The organism is Bradyrhizobium sp. Leo78 (assembly GCF_059512425.1).
In genome coordinates, this window is the sequence record NZ_JCAMOT010000013.1 from 57,451 (window position 1) to 74,630 (window position 17,180).

Here is a 17,180-nt window from a genome sequence, read left to right on the forward strand (position 1 = left end):
CGCGAGTGGCCGAGAGCGGGTGGTCGCTGACCCAATTATCTACAGAACTCGCCCGTACATGGGGCGCCGAGACCGTAACCGACTAGGAGATTGCCAGCGATAGGTCGCAGGTTCCTAGCAACGAGGCGTCCGTTGCTACGCGGATGTCAGCTCGTCTTTTGTTCTCCTACCGTGTCCGCCATGCGTGCGCTTCGCGCGCCGAGCGGCTTGCCTGAACCATCGGTGCTGTCTCGTGCCGTCTGATGTTCGACTTCAGCGTTGAGTTCTGCGCTCACCAGTATGACGATGGTCGACATCCACATCCACATCATCAAGCCAATCGCTGCCCCCAGCGAGCCGTAGGTCGCGTCGTAGTTGGCGTAATTTGCAAGATAGAAGGAGAAGGCCGCAGATCCGGCCAGCCAGCTCAACGTCGCGAAGACGCTTCCGACCGTCAGCCACCGCCATTGTGGGGAACGTCGGCTTGGCCCATATCGATATAGTACAGCCAGTCCGAACAGCATGGCCAGGACGAGGACAGGCCAGCGGCCAATGCGTAGTAGGTTATCGGCAAGCGAGCTCGCCCCGAATGTCCCAAGGATGACGGGCAGAGCTACCACCCCGCTGATGGCAACAAGTGCGGCGATGATGCCGCCGAAGGTGAACGCCAACGAGACGGCGTTCAGCTTGAAGAAGCCGCGCTTCTCGTCCTCCTCATACACGACGTTGAGCGCATCGATGACTGCCTTCATGCCCCCGTTTGCACTCCACACCGCGAGAAAGAAGCTGAACGCAAAGGCAAACCCAAGCTTGGTATTCCCCTTCGCAACTACGCGATCGACCTGATCTCGCACGATGTCCAAGGCGCCCTGCGGTAGGAGGCCGGCCAACGCGGCCAGATGGTCATTGATGGCCGTTGGCGAAGAAAACAGCGCATAGCAGGATACGATTGCTGTGATCGCGGGGAAGAGCGCAAGCAGTCCGTAGAACACGACACCCGCCGCGACGGCCAGAACCCTGTCCTTGTTGATCTGTTCGTAGGTCCTGAGCAGGATGTCCTTCCATCCCGCCCATGGAATTTGCCAGGGAGACGTCGCGCCGCGGCCACGATGATCCTGTTCCGCCGGCTCTCCGAGCCGATCGCGGGCTTCACGTGCTTGACCTGCCTTGTCTCTCGGCGGATCTGGAAAGCGAATACTGGACATGGCGCATCGAAACGTTTCCGATTCAATCCTGGCGGACGGACATCGTTCCTGAACGCCTATTCTGGTGGAAGGAAGATTCGCCACAGGATGGCGCCAGGAGAGCATCCCCGTCTGTTGCCATCGATCCGCTGCGTTGCACCTCGCGCTCAACCTGTTCAAGCCGCCGTCGGCGTCACTGCTGGCTGGCGATGGTCAATCGAGCGCGCGCTGCATGTGGGGGGTTCCGCGAGGCGTGCGCTGGCACCAGCACTGGCATCGCGGTCGCAACACGCAACGCGAAATAGGCGATGGTTGCCTGCAGGCCTTCTTTCAGCGCGATACGCGGACGCCAGCCTAGCGACCGCTCGGCAGTGTCGATCACCGGCTTGCGCCGTTTTGGGTCATCCTTCGGCAGCGGCTCAAAACGCAGCGGCGAGGCCGAATTGGTATAGGCGAGAACTTCACGCGCCACGGACTCGATGGTGATTTCCTGCGGGTTGCCGAGGTTGCAAGGCCCGCTGATGGAGGACGGGCTCTCCATCAGCAATTCGAGCCCGCGAATGAGATCGTCGACAAAGCAGAAGCTTCGTGTCTGCGTTCCCTTTCCATAGATCGTGATCGGTTCGCCGCGCAGCGCCTGCACGATGAAATTCGACACCACGCGCCCGTCGTTCTCCAGCATACGCGGCCCATAGGTGTTGAAGATGCGCGCGACTTTCACCTCGAGGCCATGGGTTCGGTGATAGTCGAACATCAATGTCTCCGCAGCGCGCTTTCCCTCATCATAGCAGGCACGCGGACCGATCGTGTTGACATGGCCGACATAGGATTCGGGTTGCGGGTGCACCTCGGGATCGCCATAGACCTCGCTGGTCGAGGCCTGCAGGACGCGGGCCGATTTCTTCCGCGCGAGTTCCAGCAAGTTCATGGTGCCGACGACGCAGGTCTTCATCGTACCGATCGGATCCGCCTGATAGTGACGCGGTGAAGCCGGACAGGCAAGGCTATAGATCTGATCGATGTCGTCATTGATACTAAGCGGATCGCGCACGTCACATTCGACGAACCGAAAGTTCGGATGATTGAGCAATGGGCGGATATTGTCGACCGTGCCGGTGAACAGATTGTCGACGCAGATCACAGTCGCGCCCCGCTGCAGCAGCGAATCGCAGAGATGCGAACCGATGAAGCCGGCGCCCCCGGCGATCAGCACGGTTTTGGTGCGGCGGGAAGGCCGAAGGCGGACCTGAAACGTCATGGAATCTCCTCTCTCATATCTCGGTGACCTGCATCTGCGGGCTGATCGACGGCCGGGTGGATTTGCGGCAGCGCCGCGCAGTTGCCTCGAGATAATGGGCATCCAACTGCCGGGCGCGATGTTCGGGCGTGTGATCGGCCAGGATGCGCCTGCGCGCGTTTTCGGCGATCGTCCGCCGGCGTTCCTCAGGCATCTCGCGAAGGATCTGGACCACCTCGCGCGTTTCGGAGACCAGGAGGATCTCCATCGATGGCATGAAAATCGTTTCGATCCCGGGCCATCGATCGGAGATAACCGGCGTTCCGCAGGCGGCGGCTTCGAACAGCCGCACGCTCGGTGAAAAGCCGAGCGTGCGCATGTCGGCGCGGGTGGCGTTCAAGGCGAAGCGCTGCTCCGAATAGAATTGTGCGTGCAGGGTCGGCGCGAGATGCTCGATCCGTTCGACATTTTCGCGCCAGGCGAGATGCTCTGGATATTGCGATCCCGCGACTGCGAATCGTTGATCCGGCAGTATTCCGGCAGGCGCAAGCAGCAGTCGCTCCAGCAGCGGCTGCCGGTCTTCGCTATAGGTGCCAAGGTAACCCAGCGACCACTTGATTTGCGCCTCCCGCGGGCGGTAGAGGCTCGTATCGGCGCTGCAATAGAGGACGCGGGCGAGCGGACTGCCAAAGTCATCCTCGATCATTTTCGGCACCGGTCCACCGCTAAAGGACAAATAGAGATCAAAGCGCGGGATCATGGCGCCGGAGATGTAGCCTAGTCCTCGATCGAGTCCAGCGAGCGTGACCGGCGTATCGATGTCGTAAAAGGCCGTTATTCCCCGCGCATGCGTCGTCACCCATTCGGAGATCGCGATTCCGTCCGGCACGTAGGAGCCGATGATCACCAGATTGGCATCGCGGATCAGCTTGCCGAACCGTCGGGCAAGCTCCGGCAGCGACTGGTAGAGCTTGACGGTCCATGTCGACGGCTTTGCAAGGTCTCGATGATCGCGGTACCATGGAGCGTCCCGCTCGAGGAACGTGACGCGGTGGCCGCGCTTCGCGATGGCGTCGATTAAGGCACGGTAGGTGGTGGCATGACCGTTGCCCCAGGAAGACGTGACCGAGAGCCCGATGACCACAATGTTGAGATTCATTCTGCTGCCTCGATTCTCTTGTCCATTCCCGCGAAAAGGTCATCGAATTGGCGCGCTCGGTGGCGGTAGGTGTGAAGGCTGAGAATGCGTGCCCTTGCGCGCTCCGCGATCGCATGTGCGCGCTCCGGGCTCAGTGAATTCAGGTGCTCTGCCACCTCGGCTCCGTTGGCTGCCACCAGCACTTCACGATTCGGTTCGAGGAAATGGTCGATGCCTTCCCAGTCGTCGGTGATCAGGCACGCGCCAGCGCCGATCGCTTCGAACACACGGGTCGGCGGCGAGAACCCGTAACGGGCCATGCTGTTGCGGTTGACGTTCAGCGTCGCAAGAGCAGAGCCGAAGAACGCGTTGTGATCGCTGGTGCCGACGTGCCCGACCTTGCGAACATTGGACGGTGCCTCCTTGCTCTCCCAGCCGGATCCCCCCAGAGTAAAGGTCTTGCCGGGCGTCCGGGTCGCGACATCGAGGAAAAATTGATCGATGCGCTGCTCGCGGTCGGGCAGGCGGTTGGCAAGCAGACCGAGATCGCATTCGAATTTGGTGTCGGCCGGCGCCGGAAAATGCGTCGCCGGATCCAGCGCATTGTAGATAGGAACGCAGTCCCGGGCGCCCATCGCGCGATAAGCTGCCGCGACGCAATCCCCGCCGCCGTAGGTGAGTACGATGTCATAACGCGGGATCGCTTTGCGCAGATGATGGCGTGGATGGCTCGACATCGCATCCAGCGTGGCTGGCGCGTCGACATCCCAGTAGATGCGGATCGCGCTTGATGGAATTTCAACAATCGCCTTTTCCAATTCGACGTCAAACACGCCGACGCCACTCGCCTTGATCAGCAGGTCCGCGGAACGAGCGGCGACCTCCAGGGAGCGCTGCCATCCCTCCAGCGTCGCCGGATAGACGACTACCTTGGCCCACGATGGATCGTCGATATCGCGATGAGCCTGTCGCTCGAATGCATCGGGCTCGAAGAAGGTGATGTCATGCCCGAGCGCTGCGATTTCCTTCAGCATGCCGCGGTAGTAGGTCGCGGCGCCGTTCCAGTAGGACGAGACGAGGCTCGAACCGAAGAAGCAGATCTTCATGCGATGGCTCCCTCGTGTTCGGCGGGCTGCGATGACGGACGCGCGCCTTGAATCTCATCGACGATGTTGAGAAGCTGCATAGCGCGATGGCCGCAGGTGTGACGGCTTTGGATCACTCGGAGACCGATTTCGGCGGTTTCAGCCGCGAACGCCTGGTCGTTCAGAAGCGTCGCCAGCACGCGGGTCATCTGCGTTCCGTTCTCGGCTCGCAGATAGGCGTTCTGCGGGAACATATTCTCAATATCGTCCCAAGGGGCCGAGACGATGGGAATGCCGCAGGCCATGGCCTCGAACATCCGTATCGTTGGAATGCCTGGCAGCGATCGTGCATAGGGGCCACGCGGCACATGCACAGTGCAACGCGCGGTAGCAAAGGCCGCAGCCGCGCGATGCGCCGGAAGCCAGCCGCGGTATTCGATGCCGGCTTGCTCAATCGCGCGGTGCGCGGCTTCCGAATAGCGGACGCCGTAGATGCGTGTCTGGGCGCTCAACTCCAATACTGGCCGAACCAGAAACTCGTTGAGTTCGGCAGCGCGCTCGCCATCGCCCCAATTGCCGATCCAGACCACGTCATGGGTTCGCGTGATATGCGGCAGCGGGCGATAGAGCTTTGTATCAGCCGCTTCGTGCCAGGTGAATGCACGCTCGGCCCATCCGAGCCGCAGATAGATCTGACGAAGTGCTTCGCCGAAGGCGAGTACGCCGTCGAATCCATTGAGGTCGAACCGCGCAAGCTCGTCGGGGGCGGTGACGGCGCGATGATGGGTGTCATGGAACAGAAGCGCGTAGGGTGCGCCGAGCGCGCGGCGGCGGCCGATCGCTTCGATCAGCTCCGGCGGATTCCATTCATGGACGATCACAAGCCCAGCGCCATCCAGCGCCTCGTCGAGGTCGAGTGAGGCGTCATATTGGCGGATATCGACGCTGGGAAAAAGATCCGCTACCTCGCGAAGGGTATTCGAACCACTGTCACGGATCGCATTCGTCCGGCTCCAGCCGTCAGCAGGTTCATAGACTACGACCTCGTGACCGAGCGCGCCGAGCTCGCGGGCGATGCCGCGGAGGAAATGGGCATTGCCATTGTTCCAGCAGGATGTGAACGCATGACAGAAGAGGATGCATTTCATGCGTGCATCTCCAGCTCATGCCTTGAAACGGGCCGCCGCGCGTTGGCCACCAGATTCGTGTACAGTTGCAGATAGGCGCTCGCCGTCCTCGCCAGGGGGTAGCGCCGCGAGCGCGCCCAGGCGTCGCGTTGCAATTGTGCTCTCTTGTCGTCGTCCGCGCATAACGCATCGAGGGCGCGACGTAGGCCTTTTCTGCTCGTCGGATCAACGAATACGGCAGCGCCGCTCCATAGCTCGCGGAATGTCGGAATGTCGGATAGGATCAGTGCACATCCTGCGGAGGCAGCTTCCAGGACCGAAAGGCCGAACGGCTCGTAGAGCGCCGGACTTGCGAAGATCGCCGCACGTTGCATGCGGGCGCGCAACTCGTCGTGGGAAAGATGGCCTAGCCAAGAAACGCTGGCTGAGGCGGCATCATCGGCGGGGCCCGCGATGTGTAGCGGCCAACGGACGCCTTTCGCTGCGTCGGTCAGTGTTGCGATGTTCTTGGCGCGATCCCATAGCCGGCCCGCCGCAAGGATGTAGTCTTCCTTCTTGTGTGGTGGAGAAGCAGGTGCGATGCCGTTCCGAATCACCAAGCCGGGCGCGCTGGGGTGGTACAGATCGGAAATGACGTCGTAGAACGCACAGCTCGGGCTGACCCACGCTTGCGCCCGGCTCAGGCCCGCGACGATAGCGGCCGTGTAACGTCGCCAGGCCGGCCTATCGAGCCATGCGGTATCGTGACAGGCGAGACCCCATGACTTGACGCAGGAGTGCGCCACCACGAGCACCGGCGCATGCCACTCAAACGCCGCCTCACGGAAGCTGTTGAGATGAACGACGTCAGGCCGGACCTCTTCCTCCAGCCCGGCAAAGGCGCGCTGGGCGACCGGTCGATCGCTGTCTTCCGGATCCTGCCATTCGAGTGCAAGGTCGGTCTCGATCAGGTGCACGCGATCATCCTTCAGCATTGCGCGCTGGTCCACTCTCGCGCGCGGCCCCATCGTCACAAGATGAACCTCGGCGCCGGAAGCGGCGAGCGCTGTCGCAAGCGCGGAAGCATAGGTCCACACGCCGCCGACGGTATCCGACGTCATCAGAATCCTGAGATTCGCGGATCGGCTCATGATGCAACCTGCAGCTCGAGCGCGGCGAGTGGAACGGGACGTTCCTCCTGGACGTCGCTGAATTGGTCGAACATCGCGAGGTAGTGCTGGTGGGCACGCTCCCAGGCGAAATCATCAGGCTCGCCCCAAAGCTTCCGGTAATCCGGCGAACCGGGATATGGATAGAGCGGCACCGGATCGTTGGCCCACACGCCGGCATCCTGCATCCGGCGGCGCCAGCGCTGGACGACGGGATCCTCATCCTCCGGCATCTCGATCAGGTTGGCTTGCACGAACGGCACATGCCGGCGCGCTTCGACCAGCTGATCGGCAAGCTGGTCGGTGGTCATCTTGCAGTTCTTTGCCAGCGCTGCCCGTCCTTCCGGCGTCAGGCTCTCGACGCCCGCCTCGATCGATACGCAGCCGGCACGGCCGAGCAGCTCCAGCATTTCGGGACGCCACAGATCGATCCGTGTTTGCACGCCGAATTTGAGCCCGCGGCTAGTCAGGCCCTGCAGTAATTCGGCATTCGGCAGGAAGATCTCGTCGATGAAATAGAGATACTCGATGCCCTGGCTTCGCAAGCGGTCGATCTCTTCCAGAACGACGGCGGCAGGGCGCTTGCGATAGGCGTTGCGGAAATTTTCCTTGGCGCAGAACGTGCAGTTATACGGACAGCCGCGCGATGCCTCTATCTCGGCGCCGGGGCCGGTCGGCTCCGCCTCGAAGCGATGATGGTGATGATGATGCCGTCGGATCATTTCGGTCGGCCAGCGCAGCGACGGCTGGTCCTTGAAGTTGACCGCCTGAGGTCCGCCGTTGATGCGAATTGAAGTGCCGTCAGTGAAGCACAGCCCAGCGAAATCGCGCTCACCATTGGCGAGCCGCAGAAGCGAGTGCTCGCACTCGCCCATCACGACGACGTCGACGCCAAGCTTCTTCAGCGCCGCCCTCGGCGTGGTCGACCCGTGCGGCCCGACGGCGACCAACTTCGGTGCAAGTCCCCGCAGTGAAAGTGTAAGCTCCTGCGGAACGCGCAGTTCGGGCGGCGCGCAGCGCCAGAACAGATACGTTGGCGCCGTGGTGACCACGACTATATCCGGCTTGAACGCGTGGAGTTCCGCCTCGATTCCCGTGAGCGAAAGGCTGAACATGTGCGCATCGAGCAATAGCGTCGGATGCCCGGCTTCGCGCAGATAGTGCTCGGATATCCCGAGTTCCAGGGGCAGGTGCGGAGAGCGGCAACCGAAATAGATGCTGCCGTCGAAATTCCAGTTTGGATTGATGAGGGCGACACGCCTCATGCTGAGGCCTCCCTGTTCGGCATCGATTGTCCAAAACGGCTGTCAAGCCATGCGTGCAGGGTGTACAGCCCTTGCTGTAGGGAGATCTTCGGCATCCAGCCAAGCGCGGTGGAGAGTGCTCGCGTATCGGTGACGTACCAGGGCTGGTCGCCAGGTCGCCAATCCGCAAATGTGTATTTCGTCTTGCGACCGGTCAGTTGCGTGATGCGATCGATCAGCTCAAGCAGGCTCACCGAGTTGCACGGGCCTCCCCCCAGATTAAACACGCGGCCGCGCACCAGTGCGATCCGGTCCAGCGCAGTCAGCCACGCATCGGCGGCATCCGAGACGTGCAGCGCGTCGCGGACCTGAAGGCCATCGCCATAGATTGTCAGCGGGGTGCCGCGGATGGCGCTCAGGAGGAAATGCGCGATCCAGCCCTGGTCCTCGGTCCCGAACTGTCGCGGTCCGTAGATGCAGCTCATGCGTATGACGACAGCCTGCAGGCCGAACACGCGGGCATAGTCGCGGACATATTGATCGGCCGTTCCCTTGGAGCAACCATAGGGGCTATAAAAGTCGAGCGGAGCGTTTTCGGATATTCCGTCCGAGAGCGTTTTGCTGACGGGCGCATAGCGGGCGCCGGTTCGCATGATCTGTGTGTCGTCGATCAGCCGGCCATACACCTTGTTCGTCGACGCAAAGAGCATCGGCGCGGATTTGTTGTGAAGGCGCACGGCCTCGAGCACATTGATGGTGCCGCGGGCGTTGATCTCGAAATCTCCGACCGGATCCGCCACGCTGTCGGTGACGGCGACCTGGGCCGCAAGGTGAAGCACGGCACGAGCTTCCCTCACGGCATCGATGACAGGAATAGGATCGCGGACATCGGCGACAACGATGTTGACCCGGTCGCCGTGTCTGGACTTGAGCCACTGCGCATTCTCGCGGACGCCGGCGCGGGCGAGATTGTCCAGGATGAGGACACTATTACCGCGGTCGGCGAGCCGGTCGACGAGATTGCAGCCGATAAAGCCGCACCCGCCGGTGATCAGCACAGGCCTGTTGTCTCTGTTCGTCATGCGACCAATCCTCGTCGCGACAGTTCCGCCGCGGCTTGCTCGGCTTGGTCATCGGCAATCTGGTCCACCAGATAATCAGCCAACTCCGCAAGGCCGTCTTCAAATCTGACGCTTGGCTCAAAGCCGAGCAGAGCGCGGCTCTTGGCTATATCTGCAAAGCAGTGCCGGATATCGCCGGCGCGATATTTGCCGGTGATCTCTGGCGCAATGTCCGAGCGTTCCATGACCCGGGCGAGATCGCGCGCGACCGAGACGATCGTGCGGCTTTGGCCCGAGCCGACGTTGAACACGTCATTCATCCGATCGGTCTCGATCGCGACCCGGCAGGCGCGGGCGACATCCTTCACATGAACAAAATCGCGCCGTTGCAAACCATCCTCGAACACCAGCGGACGGCGGCCATTGAGCAGGCGTGCGGCAAAGATCGCCAGCACGCCTGTATAGGGATTCGACAACGCCTGGCGCGGGCCGAACACATTGAAGAAGCGCAGAGCGATGGTCGGGATGCCATAGGCATTGCCTGTAATAAGGCACATGCGTTCCTGCGCATATTTGTTCAGCGCATAGATCGAGCTCAAGGAGGGCGGCTTGGTTTCGGGCGTCGGCACGGGATCGAGGATGTGGCCTGCGGCGTCGCGTAATTCCCATTCACCGTTTCGGAGCTGGTCAATCGGCCGTTCATCCGGCGCCAGCTCGGCATGATGATGTACGGCGCGGTAAAGGCCTTCGCCATAGATGCTCATGGAGGAGGCGACGACGAGACGTTCGACCGGACGTCTCGTCAAGGCTTGCAGCAAGGTCGCGGTGCCGAGTTCGTTGGTCCGCACATAGGAGTCGATGTCATACATGCTCTGGCCAACACCGACTGCCGAGGCCAGGTGCAGGACTATATCGGCGCCGCGCAAGGCACGTTCGACGGCAAGCGCGTCGGTGATGTCTCCGATGACAAGTTCAGCCTCCCGATCGAGATAGGAGGGACGCTCGCGTTGCGCACCATGAATCTGGGGCGAGAGGTTGTCGAACAGCCTGACTTCGTAACCAGCGACAAGCAGCGCGTCCGCCGCGTGGGAGCCGATGAAGCCAGCGCCACCGGTAATCAATACTCGTGTCATTCGCCTTCGCTTCCTTGCCAAATGTCAGACTGGGTCTTGCGACCAGCCAGGGATGAAAGTGGGTGCGCGCTCCGATGGCCGATCGACCGACGCGCCAGTCACATTTGGAGTCAGAAGCGGTGCAACGAATGTTCGTTCCTCAAAAATGTACAAACAATGTTTTCTCTAACTTCGATCAATAACATGAGTGAAAATCGTGGGCGGATTGCTCAAAACGGAAGGCCATGCCGAAGCGGAGCTAGCCCGAGATGCGCCGCGACCGTTGCGCCGATATCGGAAAAGGCGACGCGCTTGCCGATCGGTGATCTTTGGGTGCTGCTGCGGAGCAGGATAGGCACCTGCTCACGCGTGTGATCGGTGCCGCTCCAGGTTGGATCGCAGCCATGGTCCGCGGTGATCACGAGCAGGTCGTCGCTCTTCAGCCGCGCCGTCAGCTCGGGCAGCCGGGCATCGAATGCCTCGAGCGCCGCCGCGTAGCCGGCGACATCGCGTCGGTGCCCGTAGACGGTGTCGAAATCGACAAAATTGGCAAACAGAAGCCCGCCGTCCGCAAGGCTGTTCAAGCTGTCCAACGTGCAAGAGAACAGCGCGTCGTTGTTGTCGCCGCGTTTATTCCGGCCGGTGCCGCGGTGGGCAAAGATGTCGTCGATCTTGCCGATCGAGACGATATCACGGCCATCTGCTACACAGGCATCGAGAAGGGTCGGTTCGGGTGGGGGAACCGAGAAATCCCGCCGATGCGGCGTTCGCCTGAAGTCGCCTTTCGACGCGCCGACAAAGGGGCGCGCGATCACGCGGCCGATGTTCAGGGGATCGAGCAGCCGACGCGCAATCGCGCACACCTCGTAGAGCCGCTGGAGTCCAAAGCATCCTTCATGGGCTGCGATCTGGAAGACGCTGTCGCCGGAAGTGTAGCAGATCGCTTCGCCGGTCTGCATGTGCTGCACGCCGAGCGAATCGATGATCTCGGTCCCGGAGGCGTGTCGGTTTCCAATGATGCCGGGCAGGGCCGCTTCCTCGCACAGACGTTCGACGAGATCTGAAGGAAAGCAGGGGATGGTCCTTGGGAAATATCCCCAGTCGAACGGCACCGGTACGCCGGCGATCTCCCAGTGGCCGGAGGGCGTGTCCTTGCCCTTGGACAGTTCGCTGGCGCAGCCAAACTGCCGAGGAGAGGCGTCGATGCCATCGAGCCCAGGCGGCACACGGCCGGTCGCAAGGCGGCAGGCCTCCCCGAGCCCGAGGTCGACGAGGTTGGGTATGCGAAGGGGGCCTTCGCGTCGGTCGTTATCGGCGTGACCAAGTGCACAGGCGTGTGCGATATGGCCGACCGTATCGGCTCCTTCGTCTCCGTAAAGGCTCGCATCCGGAGCGGCACCGATCCCGACGGAGTCCATCACGAGGATCAGGGCACGCATGTCTGCTCTCTTGCTTCGATGAGTGCCGGAGAAGCCATGAGCCCTGTCTTGAGCCCCGTCTTGGCCGCATAGCGCTCGACCATTCCAGCGCAGAAGTCGGCAAATTCGTTTGGGTCAAGTGGCGGGCTCGTATGGTGCGGGGCGATGCCGCGGTGTTCCGGCGTGAAGCAGAAGGTAAGGGTGACGTCAAACTCTGCTAGCGCGTCCATCTGGCGATCGAACCAGTCAGTCGCGTTGGGCCGAAAGCTGTCAGCCCAGGACAGGCCGGTCCGCAGATGCCTGACGCCGAGCCGGCGCATCCAGCGCACCGCGTCATGGAGGCGATGATCGTCGAAGTGAAACCATTGGCATAGTCCCATCGCATGCGAATAGTCGGCGAACAGCTCCAGTCCTGCCTTCGGCGTGCCGTCCTCGCGCAGCAGCCCCATGTGGAAATGCCGGTAATAAGAAGAGCCTTCGGCTTCCTTGTGCCGCGTGGTCGCCTCCCAGGTGGAGGGCAGATCGTAGAGGCTGTACCAGTGGATTCGCGGCGCGCGGCCGATCAGTAGTTCCGCGGTGCGCTTGAGCCCCCAGGCTTGCACCTCCTCGGCTCCAAACGAGGAGACGCCGACTTCCGTCACCCACACTGGCAGCGAGACGATTGCCTTGATTTCCGCAAGCTTATTCGGCCATTCGTCGATCTGCCACAGGTTCCAGTCAAGCGGAAAGCCGTGTACGGCGACCGCCTCGAAATGCTCAAGTACGCCGCGCGTCTGCATGTTGCGCATAAAGGAGGGGTCTATCGGCGAAATGCCGCCGAGCACCCGCGGCAGTACCGGATGAACGGCGCGGATCGCCTTACCCGCAGCGACAGCGAGCTCGGCGAACTTCACCCAGTCTGGATCGATCAGGATATCCCAATGCGACTTGTTATTCGGCTCGTTCCAGATCTTCGCCGCTTCAATCATCGGATTGCGCCCTGCGATGGATAGACTGGACCCTCGTCCTGGGGCCGTGTCGCCCTCCGGCAGAAATAGACCTCATCTTCGGGATGGGCTACAATGACGAACCCGGCGCTGCGCAGCATCGCCTCGACGCAAGCGCGGTTCGGCACCCACCAATTGGTTGGATCATCAGCGTAGTTGTTCTCGATGAAGTGCAATTTCGGATACCCCGAACGATCGAACTGGTCCGCTGTCCAGAAATCGTAGTTCTTGTCGACGGGATCGATGCGATTGTCGCCGCGCAGCATCGATTGGAACAGCATAAGATCCTTAGCGACATGCTCATGGATCAGATCCAGCGCGAGCAGCGGATGGCGAAGGTGATAGAGCACGCCCATGAAAATCACGAGGTCGAATCTCTCCCGGAGCAGGCCGACGTCATAGGCAGATAGTTGGCGAAACTCGATCTTGAGCCCATTCACTTCCGCGGCAAACCGGGCTTGCGCCAGATATTCCTCGTCGGTATCGAGCCCGAGCACGCGATCGGCGCCGCGTCGCTTCATTTCCATGGCATAGAAGCCGGCGTTACAGCCGATATCGAGTACGGTCTTTCCTTCGAGGTTTTCCGGTATGATGCGGGAGAACCGTCGCCATTTCACAGCAGGGTAATCGCCGAGGAAATGCGCCGGAGCCGTGCTGATGCCCCTTAGGTCAAGGTTGTGAAACCACGGGCCAAGCGCGTCGACGCGGCGCCGGATTTCCTCTTGAGAGAGCGTGTCGCTGGTCATAAGACCCCTTCACTGTTCGCGTTTACGTATGATCGAACGGCATCGTTCGGTGAACCGGCCGATAGTTTCGATCGGCCGTCGCCCCCGTCGCCGTTTGCCAGCAATGCCATCGCGGCGCGGTAGCCGTTCACAGTGCCGACATCGACGTAGGACTCTCCCGATTTAACGCCGATGCCGTGCCCGCCGGCATCGAGGTAGGCGTTCACCAGTGTCCCAAAATATTCGTCGCGGCAGCTCCGCTGCTTCCAGAGCAGCCGAAGATCGCGAAATCCGGTAGCGGACATCTTGAATGCACCCCAGATCCAGTTCGAAGTCGCGTCGGCTTGCTTGACCTGAATCTGCCGTACGTTGTCGCCGTCGAGCACCACCGCGTCGAAGAATTCGGGACATTCGACGGGGAACAGCAGGAAGGACAGATCGACATCCGGCAGCGTCTTCAGCGCCCCTTTCGGAAACCACACGGTGTCGGGCAGCCCGACCATGACACTGTCATGATGTCCGATGACGGTGCTCGCCCTGAACACCGCGTCGCAAAGTCCCGAAGCTTCCGGCTGCACGACATAGGCGAGCTGAGCGGTGTCGTAATGGTCGCCGAAATATTCAAGGATGTCGGATTTGCCGGGGGAGATGACGAAGCAGATCTTGTCGGCCCCGCCGAGGATCAGGCGCTCGATGAGATATTCGGAGACGGCGCAGGGGCGGTCGGCGCCGTTGTCGCGCCGGCTCCCGACCGGCAGCAACTCCTTCGAAAACGCCAGTGGCTGAATGCGACTGCCGCGGCCGGCGGCCGGAACGATGCCCCACATCTCAGATCTCCTCGGCTTCCGTTTGGCGTGCGCCTCGGCGCCCCGTTTGCTCCAGTAGCGCAATGAGTTCGCTGGCGCGTTTCCCGGAGCTATGCTGGTCCAACGCCCGCTCGCGTGCGCGCTTGGCGATGCGCAGGAGTTCCGCGTCGTCCGCCTCGAGCGCGGCAAGAGTGTCGCGTTCATCATGCGCTATCAGGATTTCCTCGCCTGGAGCGAAGAATGCCTCGAAACCGTCCCAGCTATCGCTGAGCAGAGGTACGCCACACGCCGCCGCTTCGAACAAGCGGCCTGACGGACACCAGCCCATTTCAGCCATTGCGCGGCGCGTGATGTTGAGCGTCAGCCGAGACGAGGCAAAGAACGGCGCGTGCTCGGACGGCGGTAGGTGCCGAACGAAATAGATGTTGGGGGACCACGGAAAACTGTCCGGATATTGCGCGCCGCCAATCAGGAATCGAAGGTCCTGCCTTGCGCGCGCCGGTTCGACGAACAGGGTTTCTAGCGCGAGCTGGCGATCTTCCGAATAGGTCCCGAGATAGGAGAGCGCGGCGCGATAATGCGGTTGCGGCGGCACTGGCCGATGCACGTCGGCGTCGACGTGCCCATAGAGCGGTTGTACATTGCGCGCGCCTAGCTTGTGGCGGAACTCCTCCAATACACGGGGGCCGCCCGTGAAGCTCAGGACAAGGTCAAATCTACCGAGATCACCCCGACCGATATAAGGTACCGCCTCTCCGGCCTGCAGCTTGGAGAGCGTGACGGGCGTATCGAGATCATAGAACACCGAAATGGCGTGGCTCTGATCCAGGATCAGCTCGGTCGCCGAGATGGCATCGGGGCAATAGGAGGTGACGATCGCCGCATCGGCGCAAAGGATATGGTCACGCGCCTTGGCGCGGATATCGTCCCACGCCGAGAACAGCTCCAGGCGCCCGCCCGGCAACTCGAACATGTCTCTTGCGCCGGCATAATAAGGGACATCGCGCTCGAAGAACACGATCGTGTGGCCGGATCGCACAAGATGCTTGCAAAGGCCACGCCACAGCGTGGCATGGCCATTGCCCCAGGACGATGAGATCGTCAGACCGAAAATCACGATCTTCACGCCGGCACCCGTTGATTGATTTGCGCGATGCGGATCCCCGCCTTGTCGACGACCAGAGTGCTGACGCTGGCAGGATCGACCTCGATCGAGAGAAAGTTGTCGAGCGGAGTTCCCGAATAATGCAGCAGTGCGGCTCGGATCGGTTCGGCGTGGCTGACGATGACGACCGTGCCCTCGGTCCGGTCGCGACCGAGCTGTTCCACATGCTCGACGACCCGCTGCTGCAGGATATGCATGCTTTCGCCGTTTGGCGGACAGCTTGCGCCTCGTTCCTCATTCCACCGCGCCCAGGCCGGATCGTTTTTGAGCGCCGCGAATGGCCGACCGGTCCAGTCGCCACAGTCGATCTCGTCGACCGCCGGTACGATCTCGACCGGCAGGCGGAAACGCCAGGCTAGAATGGCCGCTGATTGTCGCGCGCGCGGCTGCGGGCTCGCCTGAACCGCGGAAGGGGCGTGCCGGATCAGCTCGGCGCAGCACGCCATCTGCCGACAGCCGAAGTCATCGAGCTCAACGCCGGCCATCCGGCCACAAAGCATTTGCCCGAGCAGCGCATGATGACCGTGGCGAACAAGGTGAATGGTCTGCACCATTGGCTCACGCCTTGTCATCGATGAAAGTACGCGTCTTGCGGCGTGCTTCCTCGTCGGTGAACTGGCAGGGGGGAGATTTCATGAAATAGCTCGACGGACCGGTCAGTGCTCCCGAGAGGCCGCGGTCCATTGCGAGTTTGACGCAGCGGACGGCGTCGATCACAACTCCAGCGGAGTTGGGCGAGTCCCAGACTTCAAGCTTGACCTCGGCGGTCAACGGAACTCCGCCAAAAGTCGTGCCTTCCAGGCGGATAAAAGCGAGCTTGCGATCCGTGAGCCAGGGAACATGATCGCTTGGCCCCACATGCACATTGTCGGCATCCATTGGCACCTCGAACTGGCTGGTGACCGCCTGTGTCTTCGAGATCTTCTTCGAGGTCAGGCGTTCCCGCTCGAGCATGTTCTTGAAATCAGTATTGCCGCCGACGTTAAGCTGATAGGTGCGATCCAGCCGCACGCCGCGTTCCCGGAACAGGTTGGCCAGCACGCGATGTAGGATCGTGGCGCCGACCTGGCTCTTGATGTCGTCACCAATGATCGGCAGACCCGCTTCCTCGAAGCGGCGCTGCCAGATGCTGTCGGAGGCGATGAAGACGGGAATGCAGTTGACGAAACCGCAGCCGGCATTGATAGCGCGCTCCGCGTACCACTCGCTCGCCGCTTGCGAGCCGACCGGTAGATAGGAGACCAGAACATCCGTGCGCGATCTCGCGAGAACGTCGGCGACATCGGCCACAGGCGTGTCGGCGATCGGAATATCATCTTCCAGGTAGCGGCCGACGCCGTCGAGCACGGGACCGCGCTGCACGATAACGCCGGTTCTTGCAACATCCGAAAAGTGGTGCGTGTTGTTTGGCATTGCCAAGATGGCGTCTGACACATCGCGTCCGACTTTGTTAGCGTTGACATCGAAGGCTGAAGAAATCTCGATATCGCTGACGTGATAGCCGCCGACATCTGCGTTCATCAGTCCGGGGACCGGCTCGTTCGACTTGGCATGCCGATAGTAGTTCAGACCCTGGACGAAGGAACTTGCGCAATTTCCAACTCCCACGAGACCGACGCGAACGCGCCGCCTGTCTTGAAGACGTGAATGCATGGATCGCGATCCTCCGGGGAGCAAGCCGCTACGTGGTGCGGACGTAAGCAGGTCGGCGAACGTGTGATAAGGTATGTTCGTTCCCGCCGCAAAGCTGTCGGTGCGACACGAG

Annotated in this window: 16 protein-coding genes; all 16 read right to left on the bottom strand. The window is 61.5% G+C overall.

The window, feature by feature from the left end:
- Nucleotides 1–146 precede the first annotated feature (146 nt).
- The 16 genes from AC5ZG1_RS18495 to AC5ZG1_RS18570 all read right to left on the bottom strand — a co-directional run bounded on the left by AC5ZG1_RS18495 (nucleotide 147) and on the right by AC5ZG1_RS18570 (nucleotide 17,068).
- On the bottom strand, nucleotides 147–1,184 hold the full coding sequence (locus AC5ZG1_RS18495; protein ID WP_456641249.1) for a YihY/virulence factor BrkB family protein: 1,038 nt from the start codon (nucleotides 1,182–1,184) through the stop codon (nucleotides 147–149).
- 172 nt (nucleotides 1,185–1,356) lie between these two features.
- Nucleotides 1,357–2,421 (bottom strand): UDP-glucuronic acid decarboxylase family protein, encoded by a 1,065-nt coding sequence (locus tag AC5ZG1_RS18500; protein ID WP_130222643.1) that lies wholly within the window; start codon nucleotides 2,419–2,421, stop codon nucleotides 1,357–1,359.
- Nucleotides 2,422–2,434: 13 nt separating this feature from the next.
- Nucleotides 2,435–3,559 carry a CgeB family protein gene (locus tag AC5ZG1_RS18505; protein ID WP_456641248.1) on the bottom strand — a complete coding sequence of 375 codons (1,125 nt, stop codon included), beginning with the start codon at nucleotides 3,557–3,559 and terminating at the stop codon, nucleotides 2,435–2,437.
- Nucleotides 3,556–4,644, bottom strand: coding sequence for a CgeB family protein (locus AC5ZG1_RS18510; protein WP_456641247.1), 1,089 nt, complete (start codon nucleotides 4,642–4,644; stop codon nucleotides 3,556–3,558). The genes AC5ZG1_RS18505 and AC5ZG1_RS18510 overlap by 4 nt, the downstream gene beginning before the upstream one ends.
- Nucleotides 4,641–5,771: a CgeB family protein gene (locus tag AC5ZG1_RS18515; RefSeq protein ID WP_456641246.1), complete on the bottom strand. Its 1,131-nt coding sequence runs from the start codon at nucleotides 5,769–5,771 to the stop codon at nucleotides 4,641–4,643. The genes AC5ZG1_RS18510 and AC5ZG1_RS18515 overlap by 4 nt, the downstream gene beginning before the upstream one ends.
- Nucleotides 5,768–6,850, bottom strand: a complete 1,083-nt coding sequence (locus AC5ZG1_RS18520; protein ID WP_496133694.1) for a glycosyltransferase family 4 protein — start codon at nucleotides 6,848–6,850, stop codon at nucleotides 5,768–5,770. The genes AC5ZG1_RS18515 and AC5ZG1_RS18520 overlap by 4 nt, the downstream gene beginning before the upstream one ends.
- A 26-nt stretch (nucleotides 6,851–6,876) precedes the next feature.
- A complete protein-coding gene (locus AC5ZG1_RS18525; RefSeq protein WP_456641245.1) occupies nucleotides 6,877–8,163 on the bottom strand; it encodes a TIGR04295 family B12-binding domain-containing radical SAM protein in 1,287 nt (428 codons plus the stop codon).
- The gene (locus AC5ZG1_RS18530) at nucleotides 8,160–9,224 is read right to left on the bottom strand and encodes an NAD-dependent epimerase/dehydratase family protein (protein ID WP_456641244.1); all 1,065 of its coding nucleotides are present in this window, start codon (nucleotides 9,222–9,224) and stop codon (nucleotides 8,160–8,162) included. The genes AC5ZG1_RS18525 and AC5ZG1_RS18530 overlap by 4 nt, the downstream gene beginning before the upstream one ends.
- Nucleotides 9,221–10,336, bottom strand: a complete 1,116-nt coding sequence (locus AC5ZG1_RS18535; RefSeq protein ID WP_456641243.1) for an NAD-dependent epimerase/dehydratase family protein — start codon at nucleotides 10,334–10,336, stop codon at nucleotides 9,221–9,223. The genes AC5ZG1_RS18530 and AC5ZG1_RS18535 overlap by 4 nt, the downstream gene beginning before the upstream one ends.
- Before the next feature lie 209 nt (nucleotides 10,337–10,545).
- Nucleotides 10,546–11,754, bottom strand: a complete 1,209-nt coding sequence (locus AC5ZG1_RS18540) for a phosphopentomutase (protein WP_496133695.1) — start codon at nucleotides 11,752–11,754, stop codon at nucleotides 10,546–10,548.
- Nucleotides 11,742–12,701 carry a glycoside hydrolase 5 family protein gene (locus AC5ZG1_RS18545; RefSeq protein WP_496133696.1) on the bottom strand — a complete coding sequence of 320 codons (960 nt, stop codon included), beginning with the start codon at nucleotides 12,699–12,701 and terminating at the stop codon, nucleotides 11,742–11,744. Before AC5ZG1_RS18545 ends, AC5ZG1_RS18540 begins: the two co-directional genes overlap by 13 nt.
- The gene (locus tag AC5ZG1_RS18550) at nucleotides 12,698–13,465 is read right to left on the bottom strand and encodes a TIGR04290 family methyltransferase (RefSeq protein WP_208819416.1); all 768 of its coding nucleotides are present in this window, start codon (nucleotides 13,463–13,465) and stop codon (nucleotides 12,698–12,700) included. Before AC5ZG1_RS18550 ends, AC5ZG1_RS18545 begins: the two co-directional genes overlap by 4 nt.
- Nucleotides 13,462–14,271, bottom strand: coding sequence for a nucleotidyltransferase family protein (locus AC5ZG1_RS18555; protein WP_456641240.1), 810 nt, complete (start codon nucleotides 14,269–14,271; stop codon nucleotides 13,462–13,464). The genes AC5ZG1_RS18550 and AC5ZG1_RS18555 overlap by 4 nt, the downstream gene beginning before the upstream one ends.
- Nucleotide 14,272: 1 nt before the next feature.
- Entirely contained in the window at nucleotides 14,273–15,376 is a 1,104-nt protein-coding gene (locus AC5ZG1_RS18560; protein WP_456641239.1) for a CgeB family protein, read from the bottom strand.
- Entirely contained in the window at nucleotides 15,373–15,969 is a 597-nt protein-coding gene (locus AC5ZG1_RS18565; protein WP_456641238.1) for a histidine phosphatase family protein, read from the bottom strand. Before AC5ZG1_RS18565 ends, AC5ZG1_RS18560 begins: the two co-directional genes overlap by 4 nt.
- A 4-nt stretch (nucleotides 15,970–15,973) precedes the next feature.
- Nucleotides 15,974–17,068, bottom strand: coding sequence for an inositol-3-phosphate synthase (locus AC5ZG1_RS18570; RefSeq protein WP_456641237.1), 1,095 nt, complete (start codon nucleotides 17,066–17,068; stop codon nucleotides 15,974–15,976).
- Nucleotides 17,069–17,180 lie beyond the last annotated feature (112 nt).

What these genes read in the sequence shown, in the direction of transcription:
- AC5ZG1_RS18495 (WP_456641249.1), bottom strand. Translation starts at nt 1,184, where the DNA reads ATGTCCAGTATTCGCTTTCCAGATCCGCCGAGAGACAAGGCAGGTCAA.
- AC5ZG1_RS18500 (WP_130222643.1), bottom strand. Translation starts at nt 2,421, where the DNA reads ATGACGTTTCAGGTCCGCCTTCGGCCTTCCCGCCGCACCAAAACCGTG.
- AC5ZG1_RS18505 (WP_456641248.1), bottom strand. Translation starts at nt 3,559, where the DNA reads ATGAATCTCAACATTGTGGTCATCGGGCTCTCGGTCACGTCTTCCTGG.
- AC5ZG1_RS18510 (WP_456641247.1), bottom strand. Translation starts at nt 4,644, where the DNA reads ATGAAGATCTGCTTCTTCGGTTCGAGCCTCGTCTCGTCCTACTGGAAC.
- AC5ZG1_RS18515 (WP_456641246.1), bottom strand. Translation starts at nt 5,771, where the DNA reads ATGAAATGCATCCTCTTCTGTCATGCGTTCACATCCTGCTGGAACAAT.
- AC5ZG1_RS18520 (WP_496133694.1), bottom strand. Translation starts at nt 6,850, where the DNA reads ATGACGTCGGATACCGTCGGCGGCGTGTGGACCTATGCTTCCGCGCTT.
- AC5ZG1_RS18525 (WP_456641245.1), bottom strand. Translation starts at nt 8,163, where the DNA reads ATGAGGCGTGTCGCCCTCATCAATCCAAACTGGAATTTCGACGGCAGC.
- AC5ZG1_RS18530 (WP_456641244.1), bottom strand. Translation starts at nt 9,224, where the DNA reads ATGACGAACAGAGACAACAGGCCTGTGCTGATCACCGGCGGGTGCGGC.
- AC5ZG1_RS18535 (WP_456641243.1), bottom strand. Translation starts at nt 10,336, where the DNA reads ATGACACGAGTATTGATTACCGGTGGCGCTGGCTTCATCGGCTCCCAC.
- AC5ZG1_RS18540 (WP_496133695.1), bottom strand. Translation starts at nt 11,754, where the DNA reads ATGCGTGCCCTGATCCTCGTGATGGACTCCGTCGGGATCGGTGCCGCT.
- AC5ZG1_RS18545 (WP_496133696.1), bottom strand. Translation starts at nt 12,701, where the DNA reads ATGATTGAAGCGGCGAAGATCTGGAACGAGCCGAATAACAAGTCGCAT.
- AC5ZG1_RS18550 (WP_208819416.1), bottom strand. Translation starts at nt 13,465, where the DNA reads ATGACCAGCGACACGCTCTCTCAAGAGGAAATCCGGCGCCGCGTCGAC.
- AC5ZG1_RS18555 (WP_456641240.1), bottom strand. Translation starts at nt 14,271, where the DNA reads ATGTGGGGCATCGTTCCGGCCGCCGGCCGCGGCAGTCGCATTCAGCCA.
- AC5ZG1_RS18565 (WP_456641238.1), bottom strand. Translation starts at nt 15,969, where the DNA reads ATGGTGCAGACCATTCACCTTGTTCGCCACGGTCATCATGCGCTGCTC.
- AC5ZG1_RS18570 (WP_456641237.1), bottom strand. Translation starts at nt 17,068, where the DNA reads ATGCATTCACGTCTTCAAGACAGGCGGCGCGTTCGCGTCGGTCTCGTG.